Genomic DNA, 22,125 nt, shown 5'->3' on the forward strand with positions numbered 1-22,125 from the left:
CCCGCGCCTGGGATGGCGCGGGCCTTCTCCGTGCGGACACCCCGCCGGAGCGGGGCGACTGGGAGGTCTTTAGCGGGCGGCCTGCAGGCGCTCGACGGCGGCGGTGACGCGTTCGTTGAGCGGCTTGACCGCATCCTTCACCGACGACGACACGATGTCCGACATCTTCGAGACTTCGGCGATGTAGGCGTCGAGGGCCGACTTGGCGTAGGTGGTCTGAAGCTCGATCACTTCCTGCACCGACTTGGCGCCCGAGAGCGACTTGGCGGCGGCGACGTGATCTTCCACGGCCTTCTTCGAGTAGGCCATGGCCTGGGCGCCCAGGGCTTCGGCGCCCTTGGTCGAGGCGGTCACCGAGGCGATGACGGCTTCCAGGTTCTTCTTCGAATGGGTGTTCATCTCGTTCAGTTGAGCGAGCGACTTCTCGACAGCGTCCTTGAAGGCGACGTTGCCGGCGGTGGTGAACTGTTCGACGGTGTTCTTAACGGTCTCGGCGGCGGCCATGGGCGGGCTCCTGGGGTCGGGATTGGGCGGTGATACCGCGACGCAAACGTGGACGGGGGATTTGCCTTGAACTCGCCCGTCATTTCCCATGTTGCAGTGCAGCAGTCAAGCGAATTTTGTGCACCGCACAATAACCCTGCCCGCCCTTTGGGCGCCGGACGTTCACGGAAGTGTTGATCGGTTCAGGCGCGACAAATGGGCCCGTTCAAGTCCTGTTTACCATCGCGCAAGGCTACGGCTGGCATGCTACGACTCATCCGGAGTGGCCCGGGGGGCCGCTTAAACCTTTGTATTGACGGACGAACCGCATGTTCGAGCGTGCCCGCCGCCTGATTGCGTCCCTTGCCCTCGCCGCCGCGACAGCCATCGCGCCGGTCGCCGGGGTCGCACAGGCCCAGGTTCCTTATCTCCAGCTGCCCGCCAGCCAACCCAAGTATGCGGCCATCGTGGTCGATGCGAAGACCGGCGAGGTGATGTACGCCAAACGCGCGGACAGCCCCCGGTATCCCGCCTCGATCACGAAAGTGATGACGCTTTACCTGGCGTTCGAGGCGCTGGCAGCCGGCCGCATCCGTCTCGACGATCCGGTGGTGATCTCGCCCCGCGCCGCCGCCCAGGCGCCGACCAAGCTCGGCTTGCGCCCCGGCGAGACCCTGACCGTCGAACAGGCGATGCAGGCGCTGGCGATCAAGTCGGCCAACGACATCGCCGTGGCCCTGGCCGAAAAGCTGGGCGGGTCGGAAGCGCGCTTCGCCGCGATGATGACCCTGCGCGCCGAAGAGCTCGGCATGCAGAACACCCGCTTCGTCAACGCCTCGGGCCTGCCCGACAGCCGCCAGGTCTCCACGGCCCGCGACATTGCGATCCTGTCGCGCGCGGTGATGCGCGACTACCCGCAGTACTACAAGCTGTTCAGCCAGCAGAGCTTCACGTTCCGCGGCGTGACCATGCGCAACCACAACGGCCTGCTGGGTCGCATGCCCGGCGTCGATGGCCTGAAGACCGGCTATACCAACGCCTCGGGCTACAACATCGCGGTGTCGGCCGTGCGCGACAATCGCCGTCTGATCACCGTGGTCCTCGGCGCGCCGTCGACCGCCGTGCGCAACAACAACGCCGAAGACCTGATCCTGACCGGTTTCGACGTCATGGCCCGTCGTGACCGCGGCGAGAAGATCACCGTCGCCCAGAACCTGTTCGAGCCGGAGCCCTCTGGCCCGGTCCTGCGCCCCTCCATCGAACAGGGCGACAACGAGCAGGACGGCCTGAAGATCGTGCTCGCCTCGGCCAGCCCGACCCCGGCCGCCGCCCGCACCAAGATCGTCGAACCCTCGAAGAGCGCCCTGCGCGACAAGAAGGCGGCCGGCAAGTGGTCGGTCCAAGTCGGCGCCTTCAAGTCCAAGGCCGACGCCAAGGAACAGATCGCCCTCGTCTCCAAGCGCTTCGGCAAGCACTTCCGCGCCGCCAACGGCGAAGTCGGCGGCAAGGTCGGCGGCACATACCGCGCGCGGTTCTCAGGCTACACCGAGGCCTCCGCCAAGGACGCCTGTCAGGCCCTGAAGGCCAAGCGCCTGGCCTGCATGGTCGTGCGGCCGGCCTGACGACTACTTCTTCAGTAGACGATCCCTGGCCGCGTTCAGTTGCGCGGCCAGGCCGCTGGTCCCGCCCTTGTCCGGGTGGGCCATGCGCATCAGCCGGCCATAGGCTTCCCTGATCTCGGCTTCGGTGGCCTCAGGCCCGACCCCGAGGATCGAGCGCGCCTCGCTGTCGCTAATGCGGCCGGCGGTCGGCGGAGCCGCTATCCCCGTCCGGCGGGTCGACACCGCCAGCCACAGCCCCATGACCACCAGCACGATGGACTTTCCCCAGCCGCCGCGCACGCCGACATAGGCCGCGGCCGCGAAACAGGCGATCGCCAGCGCTCCGGCCAGGAACCGCCACTCGCGCCGCTTCAGCAAAGGCTTGCCGCGGGTGAGCCAGACCAGCAACAACAGCGCCGCACAGCCAAGGGCCAGGTAAAGCATCTGAAGGGGGCTATTGCGCCGCCAGCAACTCTTCGCCGGCCAGGCCCGAGAGGCCCAGCGCGCCCATCAGCGCCCGCAGCTCCTGGCGGGCGGCGACATGCTGCAGCGACATCGCCACCGGACGGATCGTCGGCGACAGGTCTGCGATGGTCAGGCCGAACGGGAACAGCTCGCGATAGATGACCCGGTCGCGCAGGCCCGGCCCGACGCGGAACCCGACCCGCCGCGACAGCGCCTGGACGCGCTCATCCAGCCGCTTGCGGTTGCGCGCCTCGGTGGGGGCCAGACGGTTACGCAGCACCACCCAGTCGATCGACTGGCCGCTCGCCACCGCCCGCGCCTTGCGGCTGTTCCAGACGGTTTCGGAGTAGAGGCTGGGCCGCTTCAGCTCCAGGCTTACCGGATCGACCACGCCGAGCATGTCGAAGTCGACGAAGCTGTCGTTCATGGGGGTGACGATGAGATCGGCCAGCCCGTGCGCCGCGCGTCCGATGGCCGTGTCGCTGCCGGGGGTGTCGATCAGCACGAAGTCGGCCTGCTCGGCCGCCCGGCCGAACGCCTCCTCGAACTGGGCCAGCGCGTCGACGTCCGCCGCCTTGGCCAGTTCGGCCGGCAGCTGGAACTCGATCGGCATCGGGGCGACCGCGCCATTGGCGTCCAGCCACGCGCGGCGATGGGCGAAGAAGTGGCCCATCGACTGCTGGCGCACGTCCAGGTCCAAGGTCGCGACCTTGGCTCCGCCGTGCAGCAGGGCCGTGGCCACGTGGATGGCGATGGTGGATTTCCCCGCCCCGCCCTTTTCGTTCCCGACGACGATCACCTTGGCTTGTGACATCGATTCTCAACTCCAAACCGATTCGGCGACTTCGCACCGATTCTATTTGTTAACAGGAACCTTCACCACGACGCGGCGTCAACGTAAGGCGCTGCATCGACTGTGGATGGAATGGACGCCATGGGCCGACCGCGCCATAAGCGCGCCACCCCGTCCAGCGAGTTTTCCCATGTCCCAGATCGCCATCGTCCGCACCGTCGCCGAACTCCGCGCCCAGGTGGCGTCGTGGAAGCGAGCCGGCGAACGGGTCGCGCTAGTGCCGACCATGGGCGCCTTGCACGAGGGCCATCTGTCGCTGATCGCCCTGGCCAAGACCAAGGCCGACCGGGTCGTCGCCAGCGTGTTCGTCAATCCGACCCAGTTCGGCCCCAATGAGGACTTCGACGCCTATCCGCGCGGCGAGGCGCGCGACGCCGAGCTGCTGGCTGGCGCCGGCTGCGACCTGCTGTTCGCCCCGACGGTCGGCGAGATGTATCCGCAGGGCTTCGCCACGTCCGTCAACGTCACCGGCGTCTCCGAGCCGCTGGACGGCGCGGCCCGCCCCGGCCACTTCGCCGGCGTCGCCACCGTGGTCAGCAAGCTCTTGCTGCAATGCGGCCCCGACGTCGCGGTCTTCGGCGAGAAGGACTTCCAGCAGCTGCAGGTCATAAAGCGCGTGGTCCGCGACCTGGACATTCCGGTCGAGATCGTCGGGGCCCCGACCTCTCGGCTCGAGGACGGCCTCGCGCGCTCCTCGCGCAACGCCTATCTCAGCGAGCCCGAACGCGAAGTCGCCGGCCGGATGAATGTCGCCCTGGCCGACGCGGTGCGCCGCCTGCAGGCCGGCGAGCCCGTCGAGCGGGTGGAGGCCACCGGCATCGCCGCGCTCGAGCGCGCCGGCTTCCAGCGCATCGACTACTTCGAGGTCCGCAACGCCGACGACCTCAGCCACCCGGGTCCCGGTCCGCTGACCGTTCCGGGCCGCGTGCTGGCCGCCGCGATGATCGGCAAGACCCGGCTGATCGACAATATGGCGGTCTGAGCGGCTACCAGGCGCCGGCTTCCCGGAGCTGGCGCGCCAGCTCCGCAGGAATGTCCCCATCGACGCCGCCTGAGAGATCCGGCGGCGCGTCCTTCGCGTCGAGATAACGCCAGCCCTGGAAGGCGCGCCGGGGGGTCGGCGCCACCCGGACGATCTCAGGATCGACGGTCACCTGGCAGCGCGCGGTGACGCCCTCGCCCACCGTATCGACCGCCAGAATGCGCTGGCGGCACATGATCACGCCCTTGAAAACCCGGTAGAGCGATCCGCCGTCCAGCAGTTCGACGGCCCGCTTGGGCGTCTGGCGGGTGTGCATGATCCAGGGCCTTCCCGCCTCGTGCCAGGCGAGCAGGTCCTCGATGGTGTCGCAGCCCACCACCAGCTTGATCATGTGCAGCGACATGGCCTCTAGACCAGCCAGCTGGGCTTGCGCTTCTCAAGGAAGGCGCGGACGCCCTCCTGGCCTTCGGGGCTCACGCGCACACGGGCGATCCGCCGCGCGGTCTCCTCCATCACGTCTTCGACCGGACGGAAGGCGACGTCCTCGACCAGCTTCTTGGACTGGGCGACCGCCTCAGGTCCGCAAGCCATCATCTCGCGGGCGATCCGGTCGCGCGCCTCGGTCAGCTGGGCGCCGTCGGCGACCACCTCGCTGACCAGCCCGACCTTCTCGGCATAGGCGGCGTCGAACACCTTGCCGGTGGCGAACAGCGCGCGCGCCTCGCGCGGACCGACCGCGCCCACGACATAGGGACTGATAGTCGCGGCGATGAGGCCGAGCCGGACCTCCGAGAAGCTGAACTTGGCGTCGGCGGTGGCGACCGCCATGTCGCACGCCGCCGCCAGTCCCGCGCCGCCGCCATAGGCGCCGCCCTCGACCAGGGCGACCGTCAGCGCCGGGATGTCCCAGAGGCTCTTGAGCATCCGCGCCAGCAGCATTGCATCGTCGCGATTGTCAGCCTCGCTGCGGTCCACGGCCTCGCGCATCCAGTCCAGGTCCGCCCCGGCGCTGAAGGTCGAGCCCGCGCCGCGCAGGAACACCACGCGGACCCCCTCGGCGCCCTGCAGCGTCTCGAACGCCTCGTGCAGGGCCGCGATCAGCTCGGCGTTGAACGCGTTGCGCCGGATCGCCCGATTGAGCGTCACGGTCGCGACGCCTTCGAGGGTCGCGTCGATGTCGACCAGCCTGGAGTCGGCGTCGGTGTCGGTGATTTCGACCAGCGGGTCGGCGATCGGATTGGTCATGGCTTGCGGTCTCCTGGGATCCTTAAAGAACGCTGGACCGGAACTTTGGATCAGGCCAAGCCATAGCCGCCCACGGCGACGCAAGCTAGGCTGCCGCCGTGGTCAGCTTGCCCGATATTCCCAGCGAATCGGCCTTGGCCCGTCTCTTCTACGAGGAGCGCGGCCACGGCGAAGCGACGTGGTTCGCCCTGCCGGGCGGAGCAACGCTGTTCAAAGCCGGGGAACCGGCCGACCACCTCTATTTCCTGCGCGCCGGACGTTTGGGCGCCTTCCGCAAGGAAGAGAACGGCGAACCGCAGTTCCTGGGCGTCATCCGGCCGGGCGAGCCCGCCGGGGAGATGTCGCTGATCACCGGGACCCCGCACAGCGGCACCGTGGTGGCCTTGCGCGATTCCGAGATTTTCGCCCTGCCGCGCGAGGCCTTCTTCGAGGCGGCCGAGGCCGACGCCTCGGTGATGACCGAGCTGGCGCGGTTGATGATCCTGCGCACCCGGCAGGCCGCCAGCAAGACTTCGATCGGCGAGCCGTCGGTGTACGGCTTCGTCGGAACGGGCGCAGCCGTCGCCGTCCGCCGCCTGATCGACAAGGTGGCGCGGGAGGTCGGCCGCCTCGGCTATTCGGTGACCGTCGTCGGCAGCGAGGCCCAGCACGCCCCGACCGAGTGGTTCTCCGAAGTCGAGCGCGACTACGACTTCGTGCTCTACGCCGCCGAGGCGGAGGACATCGGCTGGCGCCAGGTCGTCGGCCGGCAGGTCGACCGCCTGTTCCGGATCGCCCGGGGCGACAGCGCCCCGCCGCCCGAAGGTCTTGCCCATGGCGAGCCGCTTCAGGCCCAGGGGCTCGTCGACCTGATCCTGGTTCAGCCCAAGACCTGCAAGGCGCCGCGGGGATCGCAGGCCTGGGTGGACGCCTTGCGCCCCGCGCGGCTGTTCCAGGTTCGCCGCGACAACGGCGACGACGCTCGGCGGATCGCCCGCCTGCTGACCGGCCAGTCGGTCGGGCTGGTGCTCTCCGGGGGCGGCGCTCGCGCCTACGCGCACATCGGGGCGATCAAGGCCTTGCGCGAACGCGGCGTGCCCATCGACTTCGTCGGCGGCGTCTCGATGGGCGCGATCGTCGGCGCCGGCCTGGCGGTCGGCTGGGACGGCGAGGAAATGGAGCGGCGCATCCGCGACGCTTTCGTCACCACCAGTCCGCTGGACGACATCGCTCTGCCGCTGCTGGCCATGACCCGCGGCGAGAAGGTGCGCGAGCGGCTGGCGAGGCATTTTGGCGAGATCCAGATCGCCGACCTCTGGCTGCCGTTCTTCTGCGTGTCATCGAACCTCACCACCGGCGCCTATCAGCTTCACAAGAGCGGGCTGCTGCGCAAGGCGCTGCGCGCGACCATCTCCCTGCCCGGCGTGCTGCCGCCCGCCACCACGGACGACAACAACGTGCTGGTCGACGGCGCGGTGATGAAGAACTTCCCCGCCGACATCATGCGGTTGACCCAGCTTGGCCCCATCGTCGGCGTCGACGTCAGCCGAGGACGCTCGATCACCGCCGATGACGTAGCACGGCCGGAATCGGTCTGGCGCTGGATCCGCTCGGGTCAGTGGCGCAAGGGGCCGCCGATCGTCTCGCTGCTGATGCGGGCAGCCACGGTGTCCAGCGGACGCGATCTGGCTGCCGCGCGCGAAGCCACGGACGTCCTCATCACCCCCGACCTGACCGGGGTCGAGATCCGCGACTGGTCCGCGTTCGAGCCGGCGGTCGAGGCTGGCTACCGCGCCACGATCGAGGCCCTCGACAAGCTGCCGCGCCCGGTCACCGAGCTTCGCCGCCGGGCCGGCCGCGAAGACGAACCGGCCGCCGCCGGCGTCACGCTCGCTTGAACGGCGATGAAGGGGTTTGCGAACCGGAAAATCCGTCCCATATTGATGGTCCTGTTCAACAGCTGAAAGGAGGTGACCCAGTGTCTCATTGTCCTCATCCGAGTGTGGAAGCCGCGACCCGGGTCGCCGCTTACGAGGTCTCCAAGTAAGCGCCGAGTTGCGGGCCGCACTGCGGTCCGACAATGGAAGGGCCGGTTCTCGAAAGGGAGCCGGCCCTTTGTCTTTTCGGGCGTCAGATCTTGCGCTCATTACTTCTCAGGTCATGGAGCCCGCCCCCCGGCCCAGCTAGTGTCGCGCCATGATCGCGACAGCAACCGCAGTGGGCGACCACCTCCGTCAATGGCGTCAGCGCCGCCGGCTCAGCCAGCTCGACCTGGCGCTCGACGCCGAGATTTCCACCCGCCACCTCAGCTTCCTCGAAACCGGCCGCGCCCAGCCCAGCCGGGACATGGTGCTGCGTCTGGCAGAGCACCTGGAGATCCCATTGCGGGAACGGAACACCATCCTCGTAGCGGCCGGCTTCGCGCCGGTGTTTCCGCAACGCTCCCTGGACGACCCCGCCCTGGCCGCGGCGCGCAGGGCCGTCGACGTCATCCTCGCCGGGCACGAGCCCTACCCTGCCCTGGTCGTCGATCGTGGCTGGAACCTGGTTAGCGCCAACCGCATGATCGCGCCGATGCTGGCCGGCGTCGCGCCCCACCTGCTGGCCGCACCGCTGAACGTGCTGCGCCTGACCCTGCACCCCGAAGGCCTGGCGTCGCGGATCGCCAACCTGCACGAATGGCGCGCCCACCTGCTTGACCGGCTGCGCCGCGAGGTCGAGCTGACCGCCGACCTGGCGCTTTCCGAGCTGCTGACCGAGTTGAAGGCCTATCCGATCCCGGGCGGCCAGCCGCCGCGCAAGCCGTCCGACGAGTTCGGCGGGGTGGCCATTCCGTTCCGGCTGCAGACCCCCGCTGGCTTGATGTCGTTCTTCAGCACGACCACCGTCTTCGGCACGCCGGTCGACGTGACGCTGTCGGAGCTGACGCTCGAGACCTTCTTTCCCGCCGACGCCGAAACCGCCCAGGCGCTCCGCAACCTGGCCGACAGTCTGCCGGCCTAGAAATCCACGCAGGCCGGCTGCGTCACCAGCAGCACCGACTCCTGGTGGAACTTGGCCTTGTAGGCCTTGCGCGCCGCGTTGAGCTTCAGGTTCGCCTCGATGCCGTTGGGCAGGACCAGGACCACGACCTTGGACGCCTCGCGGATCAGCTTGTTCTCGTCGCCCTTCCACTGGCCGCCGCCTTCCAGCACGGTCAGGCCGCTCGGGAAGCGCGGGGTCAGCTCTTCGTCGACGAACTTGCGGAAATCGGCCTCGGAAACGCCGTGTTCGCCGCCGATGTTCTGGCCGAAGAAGAGCTGGGCGGTGCGCATCGACTCCTGCCCAGCGGGGCAGCTAGGCCCGATCAGGCTGGCGCAGCCCCCAAGCGCCAGGGCGCTCAAGGCTGCCGTAATGGGAACGGCGCACTTCATGTGGCATGGTTAGCACGCGTCGCGGCTAAGGCGGAACGGGCCCGTGGCTATTCGTCGCGCTCGAGGATGGCGTCCACGTGTTCGATGTCCTGGCGGCCCAGTCGGTCGAGGATCATGTAGACCGCCACCCCGATCAGACCGACCCCGGCGATGCCGGCCAGCCAGATCACCGTACCTGGGTTCATCGTCCCGGCGGCCTGCGGCTGGGGCATGCTCAGCGCCCAGAACAGGCAGCCGCCGAACAGCGCCACTCCCGCGCCAGCGAGACCGACCGCCGGCAGAAGGCTCGGCCGCCGGACCGCCCTCGGCCGGTCCCAGGTCGGCGGCTCAGGCTCGGGCGGCGCAGCTTCCAGCACGGCCTCGACCTCAGGCGCCGTGGACGCCTGCGGCGCCTCGAACAGCGTAGGCTCGGGCTCAGATTCGTTGGCCGCGACCAGTTCGAGTTTCGGCGTCTCGAACGCGTCCGGCGCGGCGAACTCCTCCTCGCCCGGCGGGGTCAGGACGAAGGCCGGCTCGTCGGGCGGCTCGGGGAACCGCAGCCCGGTCACCGGGGCGGGCTCCTCGACGACCAGCCGCGGGGGCGGGTCGACGACCGGTCCCCTCTGAACCGGTTCGTTGAAGATGTTGGACAGCCGCGACGACACCGATGCGGCGGCCGCCGCCGTCGGGCTCTGCTGGTCGTCTTCCGGGACGGCTCCGACCGGCTGCTCTTGGTGGGCGGCGTCGCGCTCCACGATCGCCAGGGCGCCGTCCATCGGCGCGTTCAGCGCCGTCGGCGTCTGGCGCGGCACCACGCCGGTCGCGTCCAGGTCGATATTCGGCCGCACCACGGGCGACGGCGCCGGGATCCAGCCGTCGACCGGCGTCAGGAACAGCGTCTTTTCCGCCGAACGGCGGCGCACCAGGGCGTCGACCACGATGGTCTCGCCCTCGAACTTCGCCTTGCGCCACAGCTCCATCGCGCAGGCGGCCTGGATCAGGCTGCCCTCATTGAGCCGCCGCAGCACCGATGAGCGCCGAAAATTCTCCAGGCCGATGTTGAAGGCGAACGCCGTCAGGGCGTCGAACTGGTTCTGGTTCAGAGGGGTGAAGACCCACTCGTTGATCGAGTGCGACACGGCGATCAGATCGTAGAGCAGCAGGGCCTCGGCGTCCTGTTCCGAGACCTCGGCCCCCTCGCGGGCGGTCAGAGTGTGGCCATGGCCGATGGTCCAGCGCCCATCGGGCAGCTGGGCGGATTTCCGGCGGTAGCCTTCGAAGCGCTTGATCAGCTCGATAGCCGATCTCGACACCTGGTTACGCGGTTTCATGGCCGATTGACCCATCCTGACACATGGGCGCATGCGCCCACGGCTTAGCCGGCAAAATAGGGGCCGGTTACAGCAGGATCACGGCGGCGAGGCCGAGAAAGGCGAAGAAACCCGTGAAGTCCGTGGCGAAAGTCACGAAAACTGAAGACGAAACCGCCGGATCGCGCCCCATCCGCTCGAGCACCAGCGGGGCGAGCACCCCGGCCAGCGAGGCGACGAACAGGTTTATGATGAGCGCGAGTCCAAACGTGACGCTCAGCATCACGTCTCGAAACAGGAAATAGATCACCCCGCCGGTCACCGCCGCCAGGGCCGCCCCGTTGGCCAGGCCCACGGCCATCTCGCGGAAAACCGTCCGATAGGCGTTGACCGAGGAGAGTTCCTTGCTGGCCAGGGCGCGTACGGCGACGGCCAGGGCCTGGGTGCCGGCGTTGCCGCCGAGCGAGGCCACGATGGGCATCAGCACCGCCAGGGTGACCAGCTTGGCGATTTCGCCCTCGAAGGCGCGGATCACGCTGGCGGCCAGGGCCGCGGTCACCGTGTTGAGCGCCAGCCAAGGCAGGCGCGCGCGAATGATGTCCAGGACGTCGGCGTTCCGGCCGGCGTCGGACACCCCGGCCAGGGCGAGGATGTCCTCCTCGCTCTCCTCCTGAATGACGCCGACGATGTCGTCGACGGTGATCTGGCCGACCAGCCGCCCGCCCGGCTCCACCACCGGGGCCGAGATCAGGTGGTACTTGTCGAAGATGTAGGCGACCTCTTCCTGGTCCATCCCGACCGGGATTTCCGTCACCGGCTCCATGATCTGGGCCAGCGGCGTGCTGCGCGGCGCGCGCAGCAGGTGGCTGACCGGCGTCCCACCGACAGGTTTGTAGCTGGGGTCCACCACATAGATGTCGAAGAACAGCTCGGGCAGGTCCTCGGCTTCCTTGCGGAAGTGGTCGATGGTCTGGCCGACGGTCCAGAACTGCGGCGCGGCCACGACCTCGCGCTGCATGATGCGACCGGCGGTCTCGTCCTCGTAGGCCAGCGACGTCTCGATCGCCGCCCGCTCGGTCTCGGGCATGGCCGCGAGCACCTGGACCCGCTTGTCATCCTCCAGGTCGTCCACGACGTCGGCCGCGTCGTCCGAATCGAGCTCCTCCAGCGCCTTGGCCAGGGTCGCAGGGGCGACCGTCTCCAGCACCTCCTCGCGAATCTCGGTGTCGAGTTCGGAAAGAATCTCAGCCAGGGCTTCAGGCGCCAGGTGGGCCAGCACCTCGTCGCGATACTCGGCCGACAGGAAGCCCATCAGGTCGGCGACGTCGGCCGGGTGCAGCGCGCCTAGCAGTTCGCGCAGACGCTCAGCGTCGCCGCGATCGGCGGCGTCCACCACCATGGCCACGAATTCGGGATTTAGCGCGTAGTCCTCGCCTAGGGCGAGGTCTTCAAGGTCTTCTTCGAGCTCTGGAGAAATCTTGTCGGCAGCTTCGGACAGGTCGGCCGTTTCGCGGCTCATGCGGACCTCCCTAGGCGTCGGACGAAGATGTGCTCAGTCGCTGTTGAAGACCCTGATTCACTGGTGCGGTCGAGAAGACTCGAACTTCCACGGGTTGCCCCACAGCGACCTCAACGCTGCGCGTCTACCAATTCCGCCACGACCGCTCGTGGTGAGGCGCGGCTGGTAGCAAACCCCTGAAGCTTTGTGAAGCCCTACTGACCGCCTGCCATGAAGTCATACACATCTGCCGCACGCGTGACGGCGATCGAGATGCGGTCCTCGTTGATCTGAATCTCCCCGCGGGCGACCGGATGGTTGTTCGCCAGGATCCAGACTTCCTCGTTCACGCCGGCATCGAGTGGGATCACGGCGCCGCGGCCCATGCGCAGCAACTGCTGCATCGGCAGGGTCGACCGGCCCAGCAGGACCGATATTTCGACGTTGACCTCGTTGACCTGACCCAAGACGCAAAGCCTTTGAAACACTAGAGACATCCCAGCAGGGCTTTGACGCGCCCGGCCTGCTCACCACATTGAGTCCAACATGCTTGACCGCTCGTTAAACCTGTCGCCCGACGCGCCGATCTTCGGCCGCGACGATGGCCTGGCCGCCCAGTGGGCAGTGTCGCGCGCCCCGGTTCCCTATCCCGAAGCGGTGGCGGCCATGGAAGCGCGGGCCGCGGCCATCGCCGAGGGAACCGCCGGCGAACTGGTCTGGCTGCTCGAGCACCCGCCGCTCTACACCGCCGGGGTCTCGGCCAAGGGCGACGACCTGCTCGACCCGAATCGATTTCCGGTCTTCGCCAGCGGCCGCGGCGGGCAGTTCACCTATCACGGCCCCGGCCAGCGCGTGGCCTATGTGATGCTCGACCTCACCAAGCGCCGGCGCGACGTCCGCGCCTTCGTGGCCAGCCTCGAGGCCTGGGTGATCGGCGCCCTCGCCCGCTTCAATGTCGAGGGCGAGATTCGCGACGGCCGAGTCGGGGTCTGGGTGGAGCGCAAGACGGCCGGCGCCCCGACTCGCGAGGACAAGATCGCCGCCATCGGGGTGAAGCTGCGCCGCTGGGTGTCGTTCCACGGCATATCGCTGAACGTGGAGCCTGACCTCGGCCATTTCTCGGGCATCGTGCCCTGCGGCCAGACCGAGCACGGGGTCACCAGCCTGGTCGACCTGGGGCTGCCGGTGACCATGGACGAGGCCGACGAGGCCCTTCGCGCCAGCTTCCGGCTGGTGTTCGGCGACGTCGAGGAAGCCGAAGCGCCGGTCTAGGCGCTCGCGGGCCGCATGGGGTTGGGGCCGAAACGGTTCGCGCCCATCTCGCTCCCCATGACCCCCAGCTCGACCGCCGCCCAGACCAGAGCCAGACCGAACAGGAAGTCGAAGAAGCCGACGGGTTGAGGCCATACCGCGACGAGAGCGAACAGGATCAACGCCGCCCACCAGCCCGACTTGCCCCGGTCATGGAGGCGCTTGGAGAGGACGCAGGCCCCGGCGTAGATCAGGGCCGGATAGACGAACCATCCGGTCAGCCAGTGCAGGGTGACGCCCACCACGGCCTCGTAGACGGCCGCTAGGCCCAGCAGGGTCGCGGCCGCGATCAGGAACGGCGCACGGGCGATCCGCCCCTGCGCCGAGAGCAGCAGCGCGCCCCAGTCCGTCTGGCCGTTCATGCCCCCTCCGTCCGCTAGCGCAGTTTGACGGCCGTGCCGGCGGCGGTGACCATCAGCATGCCGTTGTCTGCGCCCAGCGCCTCATAGTCCAGGTCCACGCCCACGACGGCGTCGGCGCCTAGCTTGGCGGCCTCATCGCACATCTCACGGAGGGCGATGTCGCGCGCCTCGCGCAGCGCCTTCTCGTAGCCCCCGGCGCGGCCGCCGATGATGTTGGTGATGCCAGCGAACAGGTCGCGGAAGATGTGCGCGCCGATGATCGCCTCGCCGCTGACCACGCCGACCGTCCGCGCGATTTCGCGCTCAGCCACATAGGGGGTGGTGCTGGTGATCATGGCGGCTCCTGGGGACACTTTCGCGAACGGGGCGCCGACCTTAGATTGACCACCATGAGCACGCCAGCCGCCTCCCCTTCCGGTTTCGACCTCACCCCGCCGACCGCCGACGAGCGCGCCTCGCTTGAGGCGGGACTGTCGCGCGAAGAGGCCGACGTCCTGCTGCATCACGGCACTGAGGCCCCGTTCTGCGGCGGATTGCTCGATAACAAGGAGGATGGCGTCTACTGCTGCCGCCTCTGCGCCCTGCCGCTGTTCCGCGCCAAGACCAAGTTCGAGAGCGGGACCGGCTGGCCCAGCTTCTTCGCGCCCTTCGACGAAAGCCATGTGATCGGCGTGCGTGACGTCAGCTACGGCATGATCCGCATCGAGACCCGCTGCGCGCGCTGCGACGGCGACAGCCATCAGGGCCATGTGTTTCCCGACGGCCCGCCGCCGACGCGGCTGCGCTACTGCATCAACTCGGTGTCGCTGGAGTTCGTCCAGAACGGCTCGCCCCTGCGCGATCCGCTTGGCCGCGGCGACAACGCCGCCCTGGCCGGCGCCACGGCCTGACAGGACCGCTTGGCGGACTGGGCGGAAAGCGCGTTAGGCTCCCTCGCAAACAACGCCAGGGAGGCGACGCCGTGAAGGATTTCGCAGGTAAGACCGCCGTGATCACCGGCGGCGGAACGGGCATGGGCCGCGAACTGGCCCGTCAGCTCGCCGCCGAGGGCTGCAACGTCGCCATGTGCGACGTCTCGGCCAAGGCCATGGCCGAGACCGTCCGCCTCATCGAGGCCGACGGCAAGCCGCAGGGCACCAAGGTCACCACCCACATCGCCGACGTGTCGCTGGAGGCGGCGCTGATCGCCTTCCGCGATGAGTTGGCCGAGCAGCAGCAGACCGACCGCATCCATCTACTGTTCAACAACGCGGGCATCGCCGGCGGCGGCAGCATGATCGCCGACAGCCGCGCGGCTTGGGAAAAGACCTTCAACGTCTGCTGGGGCGGCGTCTATCTGGGGGTTCGCACCTTCTTGCCGATGCTGATGGCCGCCGATGAGGGCCACATCATCAACACCTCCAGCGTCAACGGATTCTGGGCGACCATCGGGCCGAACACCTCGCACACCGCCTATGCCGCCGCGAAGTTCGCGGTGAAGGGCTTCACCGAGGCCCTGGTCACCGACCTGCGGATCAACGCCCCGCACATCAAGTGCTCGGTGGTGATGCCCGGCCACATCGGCACCTCGATCGTCGCCAACTCCCGCAAGGTCCAGGCCGGGGTCGATTCCGACGACATGAGCCCGGACGAACTGGCCCAGGCCCGCGCTCGCCTGACCGCCGCCGGCGTGGACGTCGCCTCCGTCCCCGACGCTGCGATCCAGGCGATGTCGGCTGAAATGGCCCGCAGCTTCCTCGAGGATGCGCCAATGACCGCGGCCGCGGCCGCCAAGGTGATCCTCGACGGCGTGAAGGCCGAGCGCTGGCGCATCCTGGTCGGCGACGACGCCCTGGCCCTGGACCAGTGGGTGCGCAAGGATCCCGAACGCGCCTACGAGCCGGAGTTCTTCACCGATTTCGCGCGCGAGGTCGGCTGGCGGATCGGCGGCTAGCCGTAAAGCCGCGCGGCCGCCAGCTCGGCGATCGAGCTGTCGAACTGGGCTGGATCCCCGTCGTCGAGGATCCAGGCCGCCGACAGGCCGCTGTAGGCCAGGATCCACATCAGCAGCCGGCGGGGCTCCATGTCAGCACGGCTGGAGACGAGGTCCAGATAGCGGTCCAGGCGGCCGGGGATCAGCGCCGTGGCGGTGTCCGGGTTGCAGAACGGGTTGGCGTAGTCATAGCCGCGCTCGCCCAGCACGCCCTTGGGGTCGATCGCCAACCAGCCGCGCGGCCCGAAGTCGAGGATGTTGCCGTGGTGCAGGTCGCCGTGCAGCGGCACGACCTCTCTCGGGTCGCTGAGCAGGACCTGCGCGGTCTCGTGCGCCTTGACCAGCACCCCGCCGTGGTTGGCCGCGCCCGGTCCCAACGCGCCGAACCAGACCTCCAGCGGAACGAGCGTCGCGGGGGGCGGCACGGCGCGCGGCGCGTGCAGCACCTCGACGGCATCGCAGATGATCGCCGTGGCGGCATCGTCCTGGTCGCCGCGCGACATGTGGATCAACGACCGCTGCCCTTCGGCGCGCTCCAGCAACAGAGCCGGTCCCTCGCGGGCCAGCACTTCAGCAGCGCCCTGCCCGTCCCACCACTCCATCAGCGCCGCGCCGGCGATCTCCTCGGGCACGTAGGCGAGCTTGAGGATCGCGGCGCGATCGCCCCGGCGCACCGGCAGCAGCCAGCTTCCGGTGTACTCGGTGGTGAAGGCCTCGCCGTCGGGAACAAGGTCCCAACGGTCGAGCCAGGTTTGAAATGATGGCCCCGTCACGTCGCCAATGTAGGGAGGCGGAGCGGCCGGACCAGGGAGGTGCTAGTTTTTGCGGCCCGCCGCGCGGATCTGCTCGGCGTTGGCGGAATCACCGAAGCCCGAGCCCGAGCCGGTGATCGGATCGTTGCGCCGGACCCTCAGGTTGTTCTGCACGTGGGTCACGCCAGCCATGTCCTCGATCAGCCGCTCGGCCCGGTGCTTGGCCTCGCGCTCGGCCACGTGTCCGGACAACGTCACCTCGCCGCCGTCGACGGTCACGGTGATCGCGCTGGCGTCGAGCCAAGGATCGTCGGTCAGGCGCTCGTGCGCCTCTTCGCTGATCCGCGCATCGGTGCGCTGGTAGCCGCTGGGGCCGCGCCCGCGATAACCGCCCTCGCCGAGCCACGAGGCCACGCGGTCGCCGGCCCGCTCCCAGAAGCTGCGTCGATCAGGTTCGTCCTCATAGTGGCCGATGTGGTCCGGGTGATGGTCGCCGTAGGCGACGCGGTAGGCGCGCTCCTCACGCCAGCGCTCGTCGCCATAGCGGCCGTCCCGATGACGCGGGCCTCCATAGGCGTAGGCGCCGCCGCGGGTGATCGGGCGGTCGTCGTCGCGATAGTCGGCGCGCCGGGCATAGTCGCCGTACTCGCGCCGTGCGCGCCGCGCCATCCGGGCCTCGTAGGCGTAGTCGCCGGAATTGCGGGGGCTCGCATAGTCGACGCCGCTTTCGCGTTCGCCGAACACATGTTCCTCGCCGCGAGGCCGGAAGCTGCGGTCTCCGTAAAGACCACGATCATGGCGATGGTCCCCGTCGCTTTCACGGCGATGGCGGCCATAGCCCCGTTCCCGATCCAGCCGTTCCAGTTCCTCGCGCTCGTCCATCCAACGATCGGACATGGTCGTTCTCCCTGGTTGTCGCTACGTCATGCGAGCGAGAACGAGGGATCGCGGCGCCGGTTCCGGACGGGATGCGCCGCGAGCTCGCCCCTACAGCGGGATGTTGTCGTGTTTCTTCCAGGGGTTGGCGAGTTGCTTTCCCCGGAGGTTCTTGAGGGCGCCTGCGATGCGCCTGCGGGTGGAGTGCGGCATGATGACATCGTCGATGTAGCCGCGGGAAGCGGCGACGAACGGATTGGCGAAGCGCTCCTTGTACTCGGCCTCTCGGGCGGCGATGGCCTCGGGGTCGCCGATCTCGGAGCGGAAGATGATCTCGACCGCGCCCTTGGAGCCCATCACCGCGATCTCGGCCGAGGGCCAGGCGTAGTTGAGATCGCCGCGGATGTGCTTGGAGCTCATCACGTCATAGGCCCCGCCATAGGCCTTGCGGGTGATCAAGGTGACCTTGGGCACGGTGGCCTCGGCGTAGGCGAACAGCAGCTTGGCCCCATGGCGGATCAGCCCGCCCTGCTCCTGGCGGGTGCCGGGCATGAAGCCGGGCACGTCGACCAGGGTGACCAGCGGGATCTCGAAGGCGTCGCAGAAGCGCACGAAGCGGGCGGCCTTGCGCGAGGAGTCGATGTCGAGCACCCCGGCCAGCACCTGCGGCTGGTTGGCGACGATGCCGACCGTGGCCCCCTCGATGCGGCCGAAGCCGCAGATGATGTTCTTGGCGAACTCCGGGCTGATCTCGAAGAAGTCGGCCTCGTCGACGACTTTGAGGATCAGCTCCTTCATGTCGTAGGGCTTGTTGGGGTTGGCCGGCACCAGGCTGTCGAGCGAGGGCTCCAGCCGGTCGGGCGCATCGAAGCTCTCGCGCACCGGCGGCTTCTGGCGGTTGGAGAGCGGCAGGAAGTCGACCAGCCGGCGCACCTGGGTCAGCGCCTCCAGGTCGTTCTCGAACGCCCCGTCGGCGACCCCCGACTTGATCGCGTGCACCCGGTAGCCGCCGAGCTCCTCGTGGGTGACCTCCTCGTGGGTGACGGTCTTCACCACGTCCGGGCCGGTCACGTACATGTAGGAGGTGTCCTTCACCATGAAGATGAAGTCGGTGATCGCCGGCGAATAGACGTCGCCGCCCGCGCAGGGGCCCATGATCACGCTGATCTGCGGGATCACCCCTGAGGCCAGGGTGTTCTGCAGGAAGATGTCGGCATAGCCGGCCAGGCCGTCGACCCCCTCCTGGATCCGCGCCCCGCCGGCGTCGAACAGGCCGATGATCGGGGCGCCGACCTTCAGCGCCTGCTCCTGCACCTTGACGATCTTGCGGGCGTGGGCGTTCGACAGGCTGCCGCCGAACACCGTGAAGTCCTTGGAGAACACGAACACCAGTCGGCCGTTGATCTTGCCCCAGCCGGTCACCACTCCGTCGCCTGGCACCCGGTTGTCGGCCATCCCGAAGTCCACCGCCCGGTGCTCGACGAACATGTCGAACTCTTCGAACGAGCCCTCGTCCAGCAGCAGCTCCAGCCGCTCGCGCGCCGTCAACTTGCCCTTGCCGTGCTGGCTCGCGATCCGACGCTCGCCCCCGCCCAGACGCGCCTCCCCACGGCGCTTCTCAAGCTCTTCAAGGATGTGCTTCACGCATCGGCCTCCCACGCCAAGGTTCAAGGCGTAGTCGGACGATCCGGCGCTGGCAACCGGGCAGCCGCCTCAGGCGAGGGCCTTGAACCAGCTCTCGAGCATGCGCGCCTCCTCCAGCAGGCGCGCCGTACGCTCGGCCGCCTCCTCGTCCACGCCCCATTTTTCTTCCTGGTAGGCCTCGTCGATCCGCGACAGGGTCCAGGCTTCCTCGCCCGTCAGCCAGCCGCGTTGCAGCGACAGCGCCAGCACCGCCGAGCCGAACAGCGGCGTGCCGAACGCCACCCCGGTCAGGGCGAAATCGTCGAGATCCAGGGCCAATGCCTTGACCTTGTCCAGGGTCGCTTCCGGCTGCTCGGCGTGGACGATCCCGGTGGCGCGGCGGAACACCAGGGCCAACTCGTGCTCGGCCCGGCGCAGCACCGGCTCCCAGCCGGCGACCTGCCGGTCGTAGAGGCTGTTGCCGCTTTCCGAGAAATAGCAGAGCAGGTCCGAGGCGGCGTACTGGGCGATCTGGCTGGCGGTGGCGTCGCGAGCCTGGGGAATCGCCTCGGTGGCGGTGAAGGCCAGACGCGTGATGTGCATGGCCGCGATCTCGATGTGCTTACCCTGCGCGTCCCATTCGGCCGCGACCATTTCGGCCAGGGCCTTAGTCGGGACCGACAGCTTGCCGCCCTTGGGCGAGCGGACGTTGCGGCCGTCCAGCTTGACGGAGAAGGCGCCGTCCTCGGCGACCACCGAGACGTCCTTGTAGAACCTCTTGGGCTTCTCGCCCGGCTCTATGAAGCCCTTCTGCACGCGTATCTCCTTAGCTCACGCGTGCAATGACGCCCCCGCGGCGATTGCGCAAGCTGGGGCGGCTCGGCGATCCTTGGCGCATGAGCGACACCGTCCTTGGCCCGCGCGACCTCAACCGCATCCTGCTGGACCGGCAGATGCTGCTGGAGCGGCAGGCGCTCGATCCGGTCGCGGCGCTGGAGCGACTGTTCGCAATGCAGGCGCAGTTGCCGCGGGCGCCGTTCCTGGGCCTGTGGGCGCGGCTGCGGGACTTCCGACGGCAGGATCTTCTGGACGCTATCCAGGCCCGGCGGGTCGTCCGTTCGACACTGATGCGCGGCACGCTGCACCTGGCCAGCGCCGAGGATGTTTTGGCCTTCCGCACGACCGTCATGCCCCCGCGCGACGTCACCCTGCCCTGGGGCCTGAAACCGACGCCGGACCTGCTCGACGCGGTTCTGGCCATCGGTCGCGAACACTTCGCGCCCGAACCGAAGGACTTCGAAAGCGTGCGTCAGGTGCTGGAGGCGAAAGGCTTCGATCCGGTGCGGCCGCTCGCCTACGCCACGCGAATGTTCCTGCCGCTGGTGCAGGCCTCGTCCGACGCCCCGTTCGGTCACGAGCCCGGCGGCGACTTCACCCTGGCCAAGACCTGGCTGGGGCGCGACGAGCGCGAGGAGCCGCACCCCCAGGCCCTGGCGCGCCGCTACCTCGCCGCCCACGGCCCGTCGTTGCCGGCGGACTTTTCGGCCTGGTCGGGGCTGAAGGCCGCGGCCGCCACGTTCGAGGCCCTGGGCGGTGAACTCGCAACCTTCAGGGACGAGCGCGGACGCAAGCTCTACGACCTGAAGGACGCCGCGCGCGTTCCTGGCGACACCCCCGCCCCTGTCCGCCTGCTGGCCGACTTCGACGGCGCCGTGCTCTGCCGGGCCGACCGCACCGGGATCATCCGCCCCGAGCACGCGCCGCTGATGGCCAGCAAGAACGGCCTGATCCCGGCCATGGTGCTGGTCGACGGCGTGGTCGCCGGGACCTGGCGGATCGAAGCCAAGAAAAAATTCGTCTCCGTCAGCGTGCGCCTGTTCGAAAAGGTCTCCGCCCAGGACCGCAGGGCGATCGAGGCCGAGGCCTTGTCCGCCGCCGCGTTCCTGGCGCCCGACGCCAAGCCGGACGTCGCCTTCGAGAGCTAGTGCCGGCGCCGGCGGGCCTTGAACGGCTCGGGATCGGCCTCATGCTCGTCGAAGCCGAAGCGGTTGAAACCTTCCTTCAGCTCCTTGCTGATCGGCGCTTCCAGGATCAGCGTGCCGCGCGAGGGATGCGGCAGGGTCAGCCGCCGGGCGTGCAGCTGCAGCTTCAGGCTCCCGGAAAGCTCAGCCGAGGCGTCGGTCTTGTACTTGGGATCGCCCAGGATCGGATGGCCCATGGCCAGCATGTGCGCGCGCAGCTGGTGGGTCCGTCCAGTATGCGGCCGCAGCGCCATCCAGGCCACGCGATGCGCCGCGCGGCTGACGGTGACGAACTCGGTCTCGGCCGGATCGGCGTTGGGGTCCTTGGGGTCGGCCGGCACCACCATCTCGCGGTCGCCGACGCCCTTCTTGACCAGGTGCAGCTCCATCACCCCCTCCGAGGGCTTCGGATTGCCGAGCACCAGCGCCCAGTAGGTCTTCTCGGCGCGGCGACGCGCGAACGCCCCCGACAGCTTGGCCGCCGCGCCGGGCGTCTTGCCGAGCACCAGCACGCCGGAGGTGTCGCGGTCCAGCCGGTGGACCAGGCGCGGGCGCTCCAGCCCCTCGCCCCAGGCGCTGAGCAGGCGGTCGACGTGCTTGGTGGTCTTCGTGCCGCCCTGGACCGCAAGGCCCGAGGGCTTGTTGATCACCAGGACCTCCTCGTCCTCGTAGATCACCAGCGACTTGGCGTAGGCGATGTCGCGCGGGTCGAGGCCGGGCTTGTCGCCGGGCTTGGGAGCGTCCGGCAGCGGCGGCACGCGGATCATCGCGCCGGCGGTCAGGCGCTGATCGGGCTTGGCGCGCGCGCCGTCCACCCGGATCTGCCCCGAGCGCGCCATTTTCTGAATCTGGATCTGCGAGACATGCGGCCAGCGCCGACGGAACCAGCGGTCCAGCCGCACCCCGTCTTCGCCAGGGTCGACGGCGATATTGCGAACTTCTCTCACGCGAACGCCCTCCGGGCCAAAAGCAGACCGACGAACAGCGCGCTCATCGAAAGTAACACCGAGGCCGTCGCATAGGTGAAGGCCTGACCATAGGTGCGGCGCTCCACCATCAGGGCGACCTCCAGCGAGAACGCCGAAAAGGTCGTGAAGCCGCCGAGCACCCCGACGCCCAGCAGGACGCGCAGCTTTTCCTGATCGCCGCCGCCGCGATGGGCGAGATAGCCCGCCAGCACACCCATCAGCAAGCCGCCCGACACGTTCGCGATGAAGGTCCCGAACGGCCAGTTCGGTCCCCATAGCCTGAGCGCCTGAACACCAAGGGCGTAGCGCGCCACAGCGCCGACGGCGCCTCCAGCGGCCACAAGTAACACCTTTTCCATGTACCCTTATGCGACGCGCCGGCCCTCCCGCGCAAACGGTCGGTTAATCGCACCGCGTCACGACGCGTTAAGG

25 protein-coding genes and 1 tRNA gene are annotated in these 22,125 nt (G+C 68.7%); 8 read left to right on the forward strand and 18 right to left on the reverse strand.

The annotated features are described in order from the left end of the window. Positions 1-69: 69 nt before the first annotated feature. On the reverse strand, positions 70-504 hold the full coding sequence (gene phaP, locus O4N75_RS14270) for a TIGR01841 family phasin (protein WP_267231837.1): 435 nt from the start codon (positions 502-504) through the stop codon (positions 70-72). 308 nt (positions 505-812) lie between these two features. Here phaP and O4N75_RS14275 point away from each other — a divergent pair, with 308 nt between their 5' ends. Then, entirely contained in the window at positions 813-2,105 is a 1,293-nt protein-coding gene (locus O4N75_RS14275) for a D-alanyl-D-alanine carboxypeptidase (RefSeq protein WP_269626172.1), read from the forward strand. A gap of 3 nt (positions 2,106-2,108) precedes the next feature. On the opposite strand, the gene O4N75_RS14280 is transcribed toward O4N75_RS14275, so the two are convergent. Next, positions 2,109-2,528, reverse strand: coding sequence for a DnaJ domain-containing protein (locus tag O4N75_RS14280; RefSeq protein ID WP_269626173.1), 420 nt, complete (start codon positions 2,526-2,528; stop codon positions 2,109-2,111). A gap of 10 nt (positions 2,529-2,538) precedes the next feature. Further along, a complete protein-coding gene (locus tag O4N75_RS14285; RefSeq protein WP_269626174.1) occupies positions 2,539-3,363 on the reverse strand; it encodes a division plane positioning ATPase MipZ in 825 nt (274 codons plus the stop codon). Between the two features lie 169 nt (positions 3,364-3,532). Between O4N75_RS14285 and panC the strand changes: the two genes are divergently transcribed. After that, positions 3,533-4,384, forward strand: a complete 852-nt coding sequence (panC, locus tag O4N75_RS14290) for a pantoate--beta-alanine ligase (protein WP_269626176.1) — start codon at positions 3,533-3,535, stop codon at positions 4,382-4,384. A gap of 4 nt (positions 4,385-4,388) precedes the next feature. Here the strand turns inward: panC and O4N75_RS14295 are convergent, their stop codons facing one another. Together O4N75_RS14295 and O4N75_RS14300 are read right to left on the reverse strand one after the other, a co-directional pair. After that, positions 4,389-4,787 (reverse strand): DUF1489 domain-containing protein, encoded by a 399-nt coding sequence (locus O4N75_RS14295; protein WP_269626177.1) that lies wholly within the window; start codon positions 4,785-4,787, stop codon positions 4,389-4,391. A 5-nt stretch (positions 4,788-4,792) separates the two neighbouring features. Next, complete coding sequence (locus O4N75_RS14300; protein ID WP_269626178.1) at positions 4,793-5,629, reverse strand: enoyl-CoA hydratase-related protein; 837 nt, start codon at positions 5,627-5,629, stop codon at positions 4,793-4,795. A gap of 98 nt (positions 5,630-5,727) precedes the next feature. Between O4N75_RS14300 and O4N75_RS14305 the strand changes: the two genes are divergently transcribed. Both O4N75_RS14305 and O4N75_RS14310 read left to right on the forward strand, forming a co-directional pair. Then, a complete protein-coding gene (locus tag O4N75_RS14305) occupies positions 5,728-7,506 on the forward strand; it encodes a patatin-like phospholipase family protein (protein WP_269626179.1) in 1,779 nt (592 codons plus the stop codon). 298 nt (positions 7,507-7,804) lie between these two features. Continuing rightward, on the forward strand, positions 7,805-8,611 hold the full coding sequence (locus O4N75_RS14310) for a helix-turn-helix transcriptional regulator (protein ID WP_269626180.1): 807 nt from the start codon (positions 7,805-7,807) through the stop codon (positions 8,609-8,611). Here the strand turns inward: O4N75_RS14310 and O4N75_RS14315 are convergent. The 5 genes from O4N75_RS14315 to O4N75_RS14335 form a co-directional block, all read right to left on the reverse strand. Beyond that, positions 8,608-8,922 (reverse strand): DUF3574 domain-containing protein, encoded by a 315-nt coding sequence (locus tag O4N75_RS14315; protein ID WP_269626181.1) that lies wholly within the window; start codon positions 8,920-8,922, stop codon positions 8,608-8,610. The two genes, O4N75_RS14310 and O4N75_RS14315, sit on opposite strands and share 4 nt — an antisense overlap. Positions 8,923-9,068: 146 nt before the next feature. Continuing rightward, entirely contained in the window at positions 9,069-10,331 is a 1,263-nt protein-coding gene (locus O4N75_RS14320; RefSeq protein WP_269626183.1) for a glycoside hydrolase family protein, read from the reverse strand. Positions 10,332-10,398: 67 nt separating this feature from the next. Then, on the reverse strand, positions 10,399-11,829 hold the full coding sequence (gene mgtE, locus O4N75_RS14325; RefSeq protein WP_269626184.1) for a magnesium transporter: 1,431 nt from the start codon (positions 11,827-11,829) through the stop codon (positions 10,399-10,401). Between the two features lie 61 nt (positions 11,830-11,890). Beyond that, positions 11,891-11,975 (reverse strand) — tRNA-Leu (locus tag O4N75_RS14330). Between the two features lie 48 nt (positions 11,976-12,023). Further along, entirely contained in the window at positions 12,024-12,275 is a 252-nt protein-coding gene (locus O4N75_RS14335; RefSeq protein WP_246370454.1) for a FliM/FliN family flagellar motor switch protein, read from the reverse strand. 79 nt (positions 12,276-12,354) lie between these two features. Here O4N75_RS14335 and lipB point away from each other — a divergent pair, with 79 nt between their 5' ends. After that, the gene (gene lipB, locus O4N75_RS14340; RefSeq protein WP_269626186.1) at positions 12,355-13,080 is read left to right on the forward strand and encodes a lipoyl(octanoyl) transferase LipB; all 726 of its coding nucleotides are present in this window, start codon (positions 12,355-12,357) and stop codon (positions 13,078-13,080) included. Here lipB and O4N75_RS14345 read toward each other — a convergent pair. Continuing rightward, complete coding sequence (locus O4N75_RS14345) at positions 13,077-13,481, reverse strand: DUF805 domain-containing protein (RefSeq protein ID WP_269626188.1); 405 nt, start codon at positions 13,479-13,481, stop codon at positions 13,077-13,079. The two genes, lipB and O4N75_RS14345, sit on opposite strands and share 4 nt — an antisense overlap. A gap of 14 nt (positions 13,482-13,495) precedes the next feature. Beyond that, positions 13,496-13,816 carry a heavy metal-binding domain-containing protein gene (locus O4N75_RS14350; RefSeq protein ID WP_267231822.1) on the reverse strand — a complete coding sequence of 107 codons (321 nt, stop codon included), beginning with the start codon at positions 13,814-13,816 and terminating at the stop codon, positions 13,496-13,498. 54 nt (positions 13,817-13,870) lie between these two features. On the opposite strand from O4N75_RS14350, the gene msrB reads away from it, so the two are divergent. Both msrB and O4N75_RS14360 read left to right on the forward strand, forming a co-directional pair. Continuing rightward, positions 13,871-14,371: a peptide-methionine (R)-S-oxide reductase MsrB gene (msrB, locus tag O4N75_RS14355; RefSeq protein WP_269626189.1), complete on the forward strand. Its 501-nt coding sequence runs from the start codon at positions 13,871-13,873 to the stop codon at positions 14,369-14,371. 71 nt (positions 14,372-14,442) lie between these two features. Beyond that, positions 14,443-15,414 carry an SDR family NAD(P)-dependent oxidoreductase gene (locus O4N75_RS14360; protein WP_269626190.1) on the forward strand — a complete coding sequence of 324 codons (972 nt, stop codon included), beginning with the start codon at positions 14,443-14,445 and terminating at the stop codon, positions 15,412-15,414. Here O4N75_RS14360 and O4N75_RS14365 read toward each other — a convergent pair. From O4N75_RS14365 to O4N75_RS14380, 4 genes are all read right to left on the reverse strand, one after another. Then, positions 15,411-16,226 carry an aminoglycoside phosphotransferase family protein gene (locus tag O4N75_RS14365; RefSeq protein WP_269626191.1) on the reverse strand — a complete coding sequence of 272 codons (816 nt, stop codon included), beginning with the start codon at positions 16,224-16,226 and terminating at the stop codon, positions 15,411-15,413. The two genes, O4N75_RS14360 and O4N75_RS14365, sit on opposite strands and share 4 nt — an antisense overlap. Positions 16,227-16,268: 42 nt before the next feature. Then, entirely contained in the window at positions 16,269-17,102 is an 834-nt protein-coding gene (locus tag O4N75_RS14370; RefSeq protein WP_269626192.1) for a BON domain-containing protein, read from the reverse strand. 90 nt (positions 17,103-17,192) lie between these two features. After that, positions 17,193-18,725: an acyl-CoA carboxylase subunit beta gene (locus tag O4N75_RS14375; RefSeq protein WP_269626193.1), complete on the reverse strand. Its 1,533-nt coding sequence runs from the start codon at positions 18,723-18,725 to the stop codon at positions 17,193-17,195. 69 nt (positions 18,726-18,794) lie between these two features. Further along, positions 18,795-19,520 (reverse strand): ATP12 family protein, encoded by a 726-nt coding sequence (locus tag O4N75_RS14380; RefSeq protein ID WP_269626194.1) that lies wholly within the window; start codon positions 19,518-19,520, stop codon positions 18,795-18,797. An 80-nt stretch (positions 19,521-19,600) separates the two neighbouring features. Between O4N75_RS14380 and O4N75_RS14385 the strand changes: the two genes are divergently transcribed. After that, the gene (locus tag O4N75_RS14385; RefSeq protein WP_269626195.1) at positions 19,601-20,689 is read left to right on the forward strand and encodes a winged helix DNA-binding domain-containing protein; all 1,089 of its coding nucleotides are present in this window, start codon (positions 19,601-19,603) and stop codon (positions 20,687-20,689) included. Here the strand turns inward: O4N75_RS14385 and O4N75_RS14390 are convergent. Further along, complete coding sequence (locus O4N75_RS14390) at positions 20,686-21,672, reverse strand: RluA family pseudouridine synthase (RefSeq protein WP_269626196.1); 987 nt, start codon at positions 21,670-21,672, stop codon at positions 20,686-20,688. The genes O4N75_RS14385 and O4N75_RS14390 overlap by 4 nt on opposite strands. Next, positions 21,669-22,052, reverse strand: coding sequence for a fluoride efflux transporter CrcB (crcB, locus tag O4N75_RS14395; RefSeq protein WP_269626197.1), 384 nt, complete (start codon positions 22,050-22,052; stop codon positions 21,669-21,671). Before crcB ends, O4N75_RS14390 begins: the two co-directional genes overlap by 4 nt. Positions 22,053-22,125 lie beyond the last annotated feature (73 nt).

Source organism: Phenylobacterium sp. NIBR 498073, from assembly GCF_027286305.1.
Classification (GTDB): domain Bacteria; phylum Pseudomonadota; class Alphaproteobacteria; order Caulobacterales; family Caulobacteraceae; genus Phenylobacterium.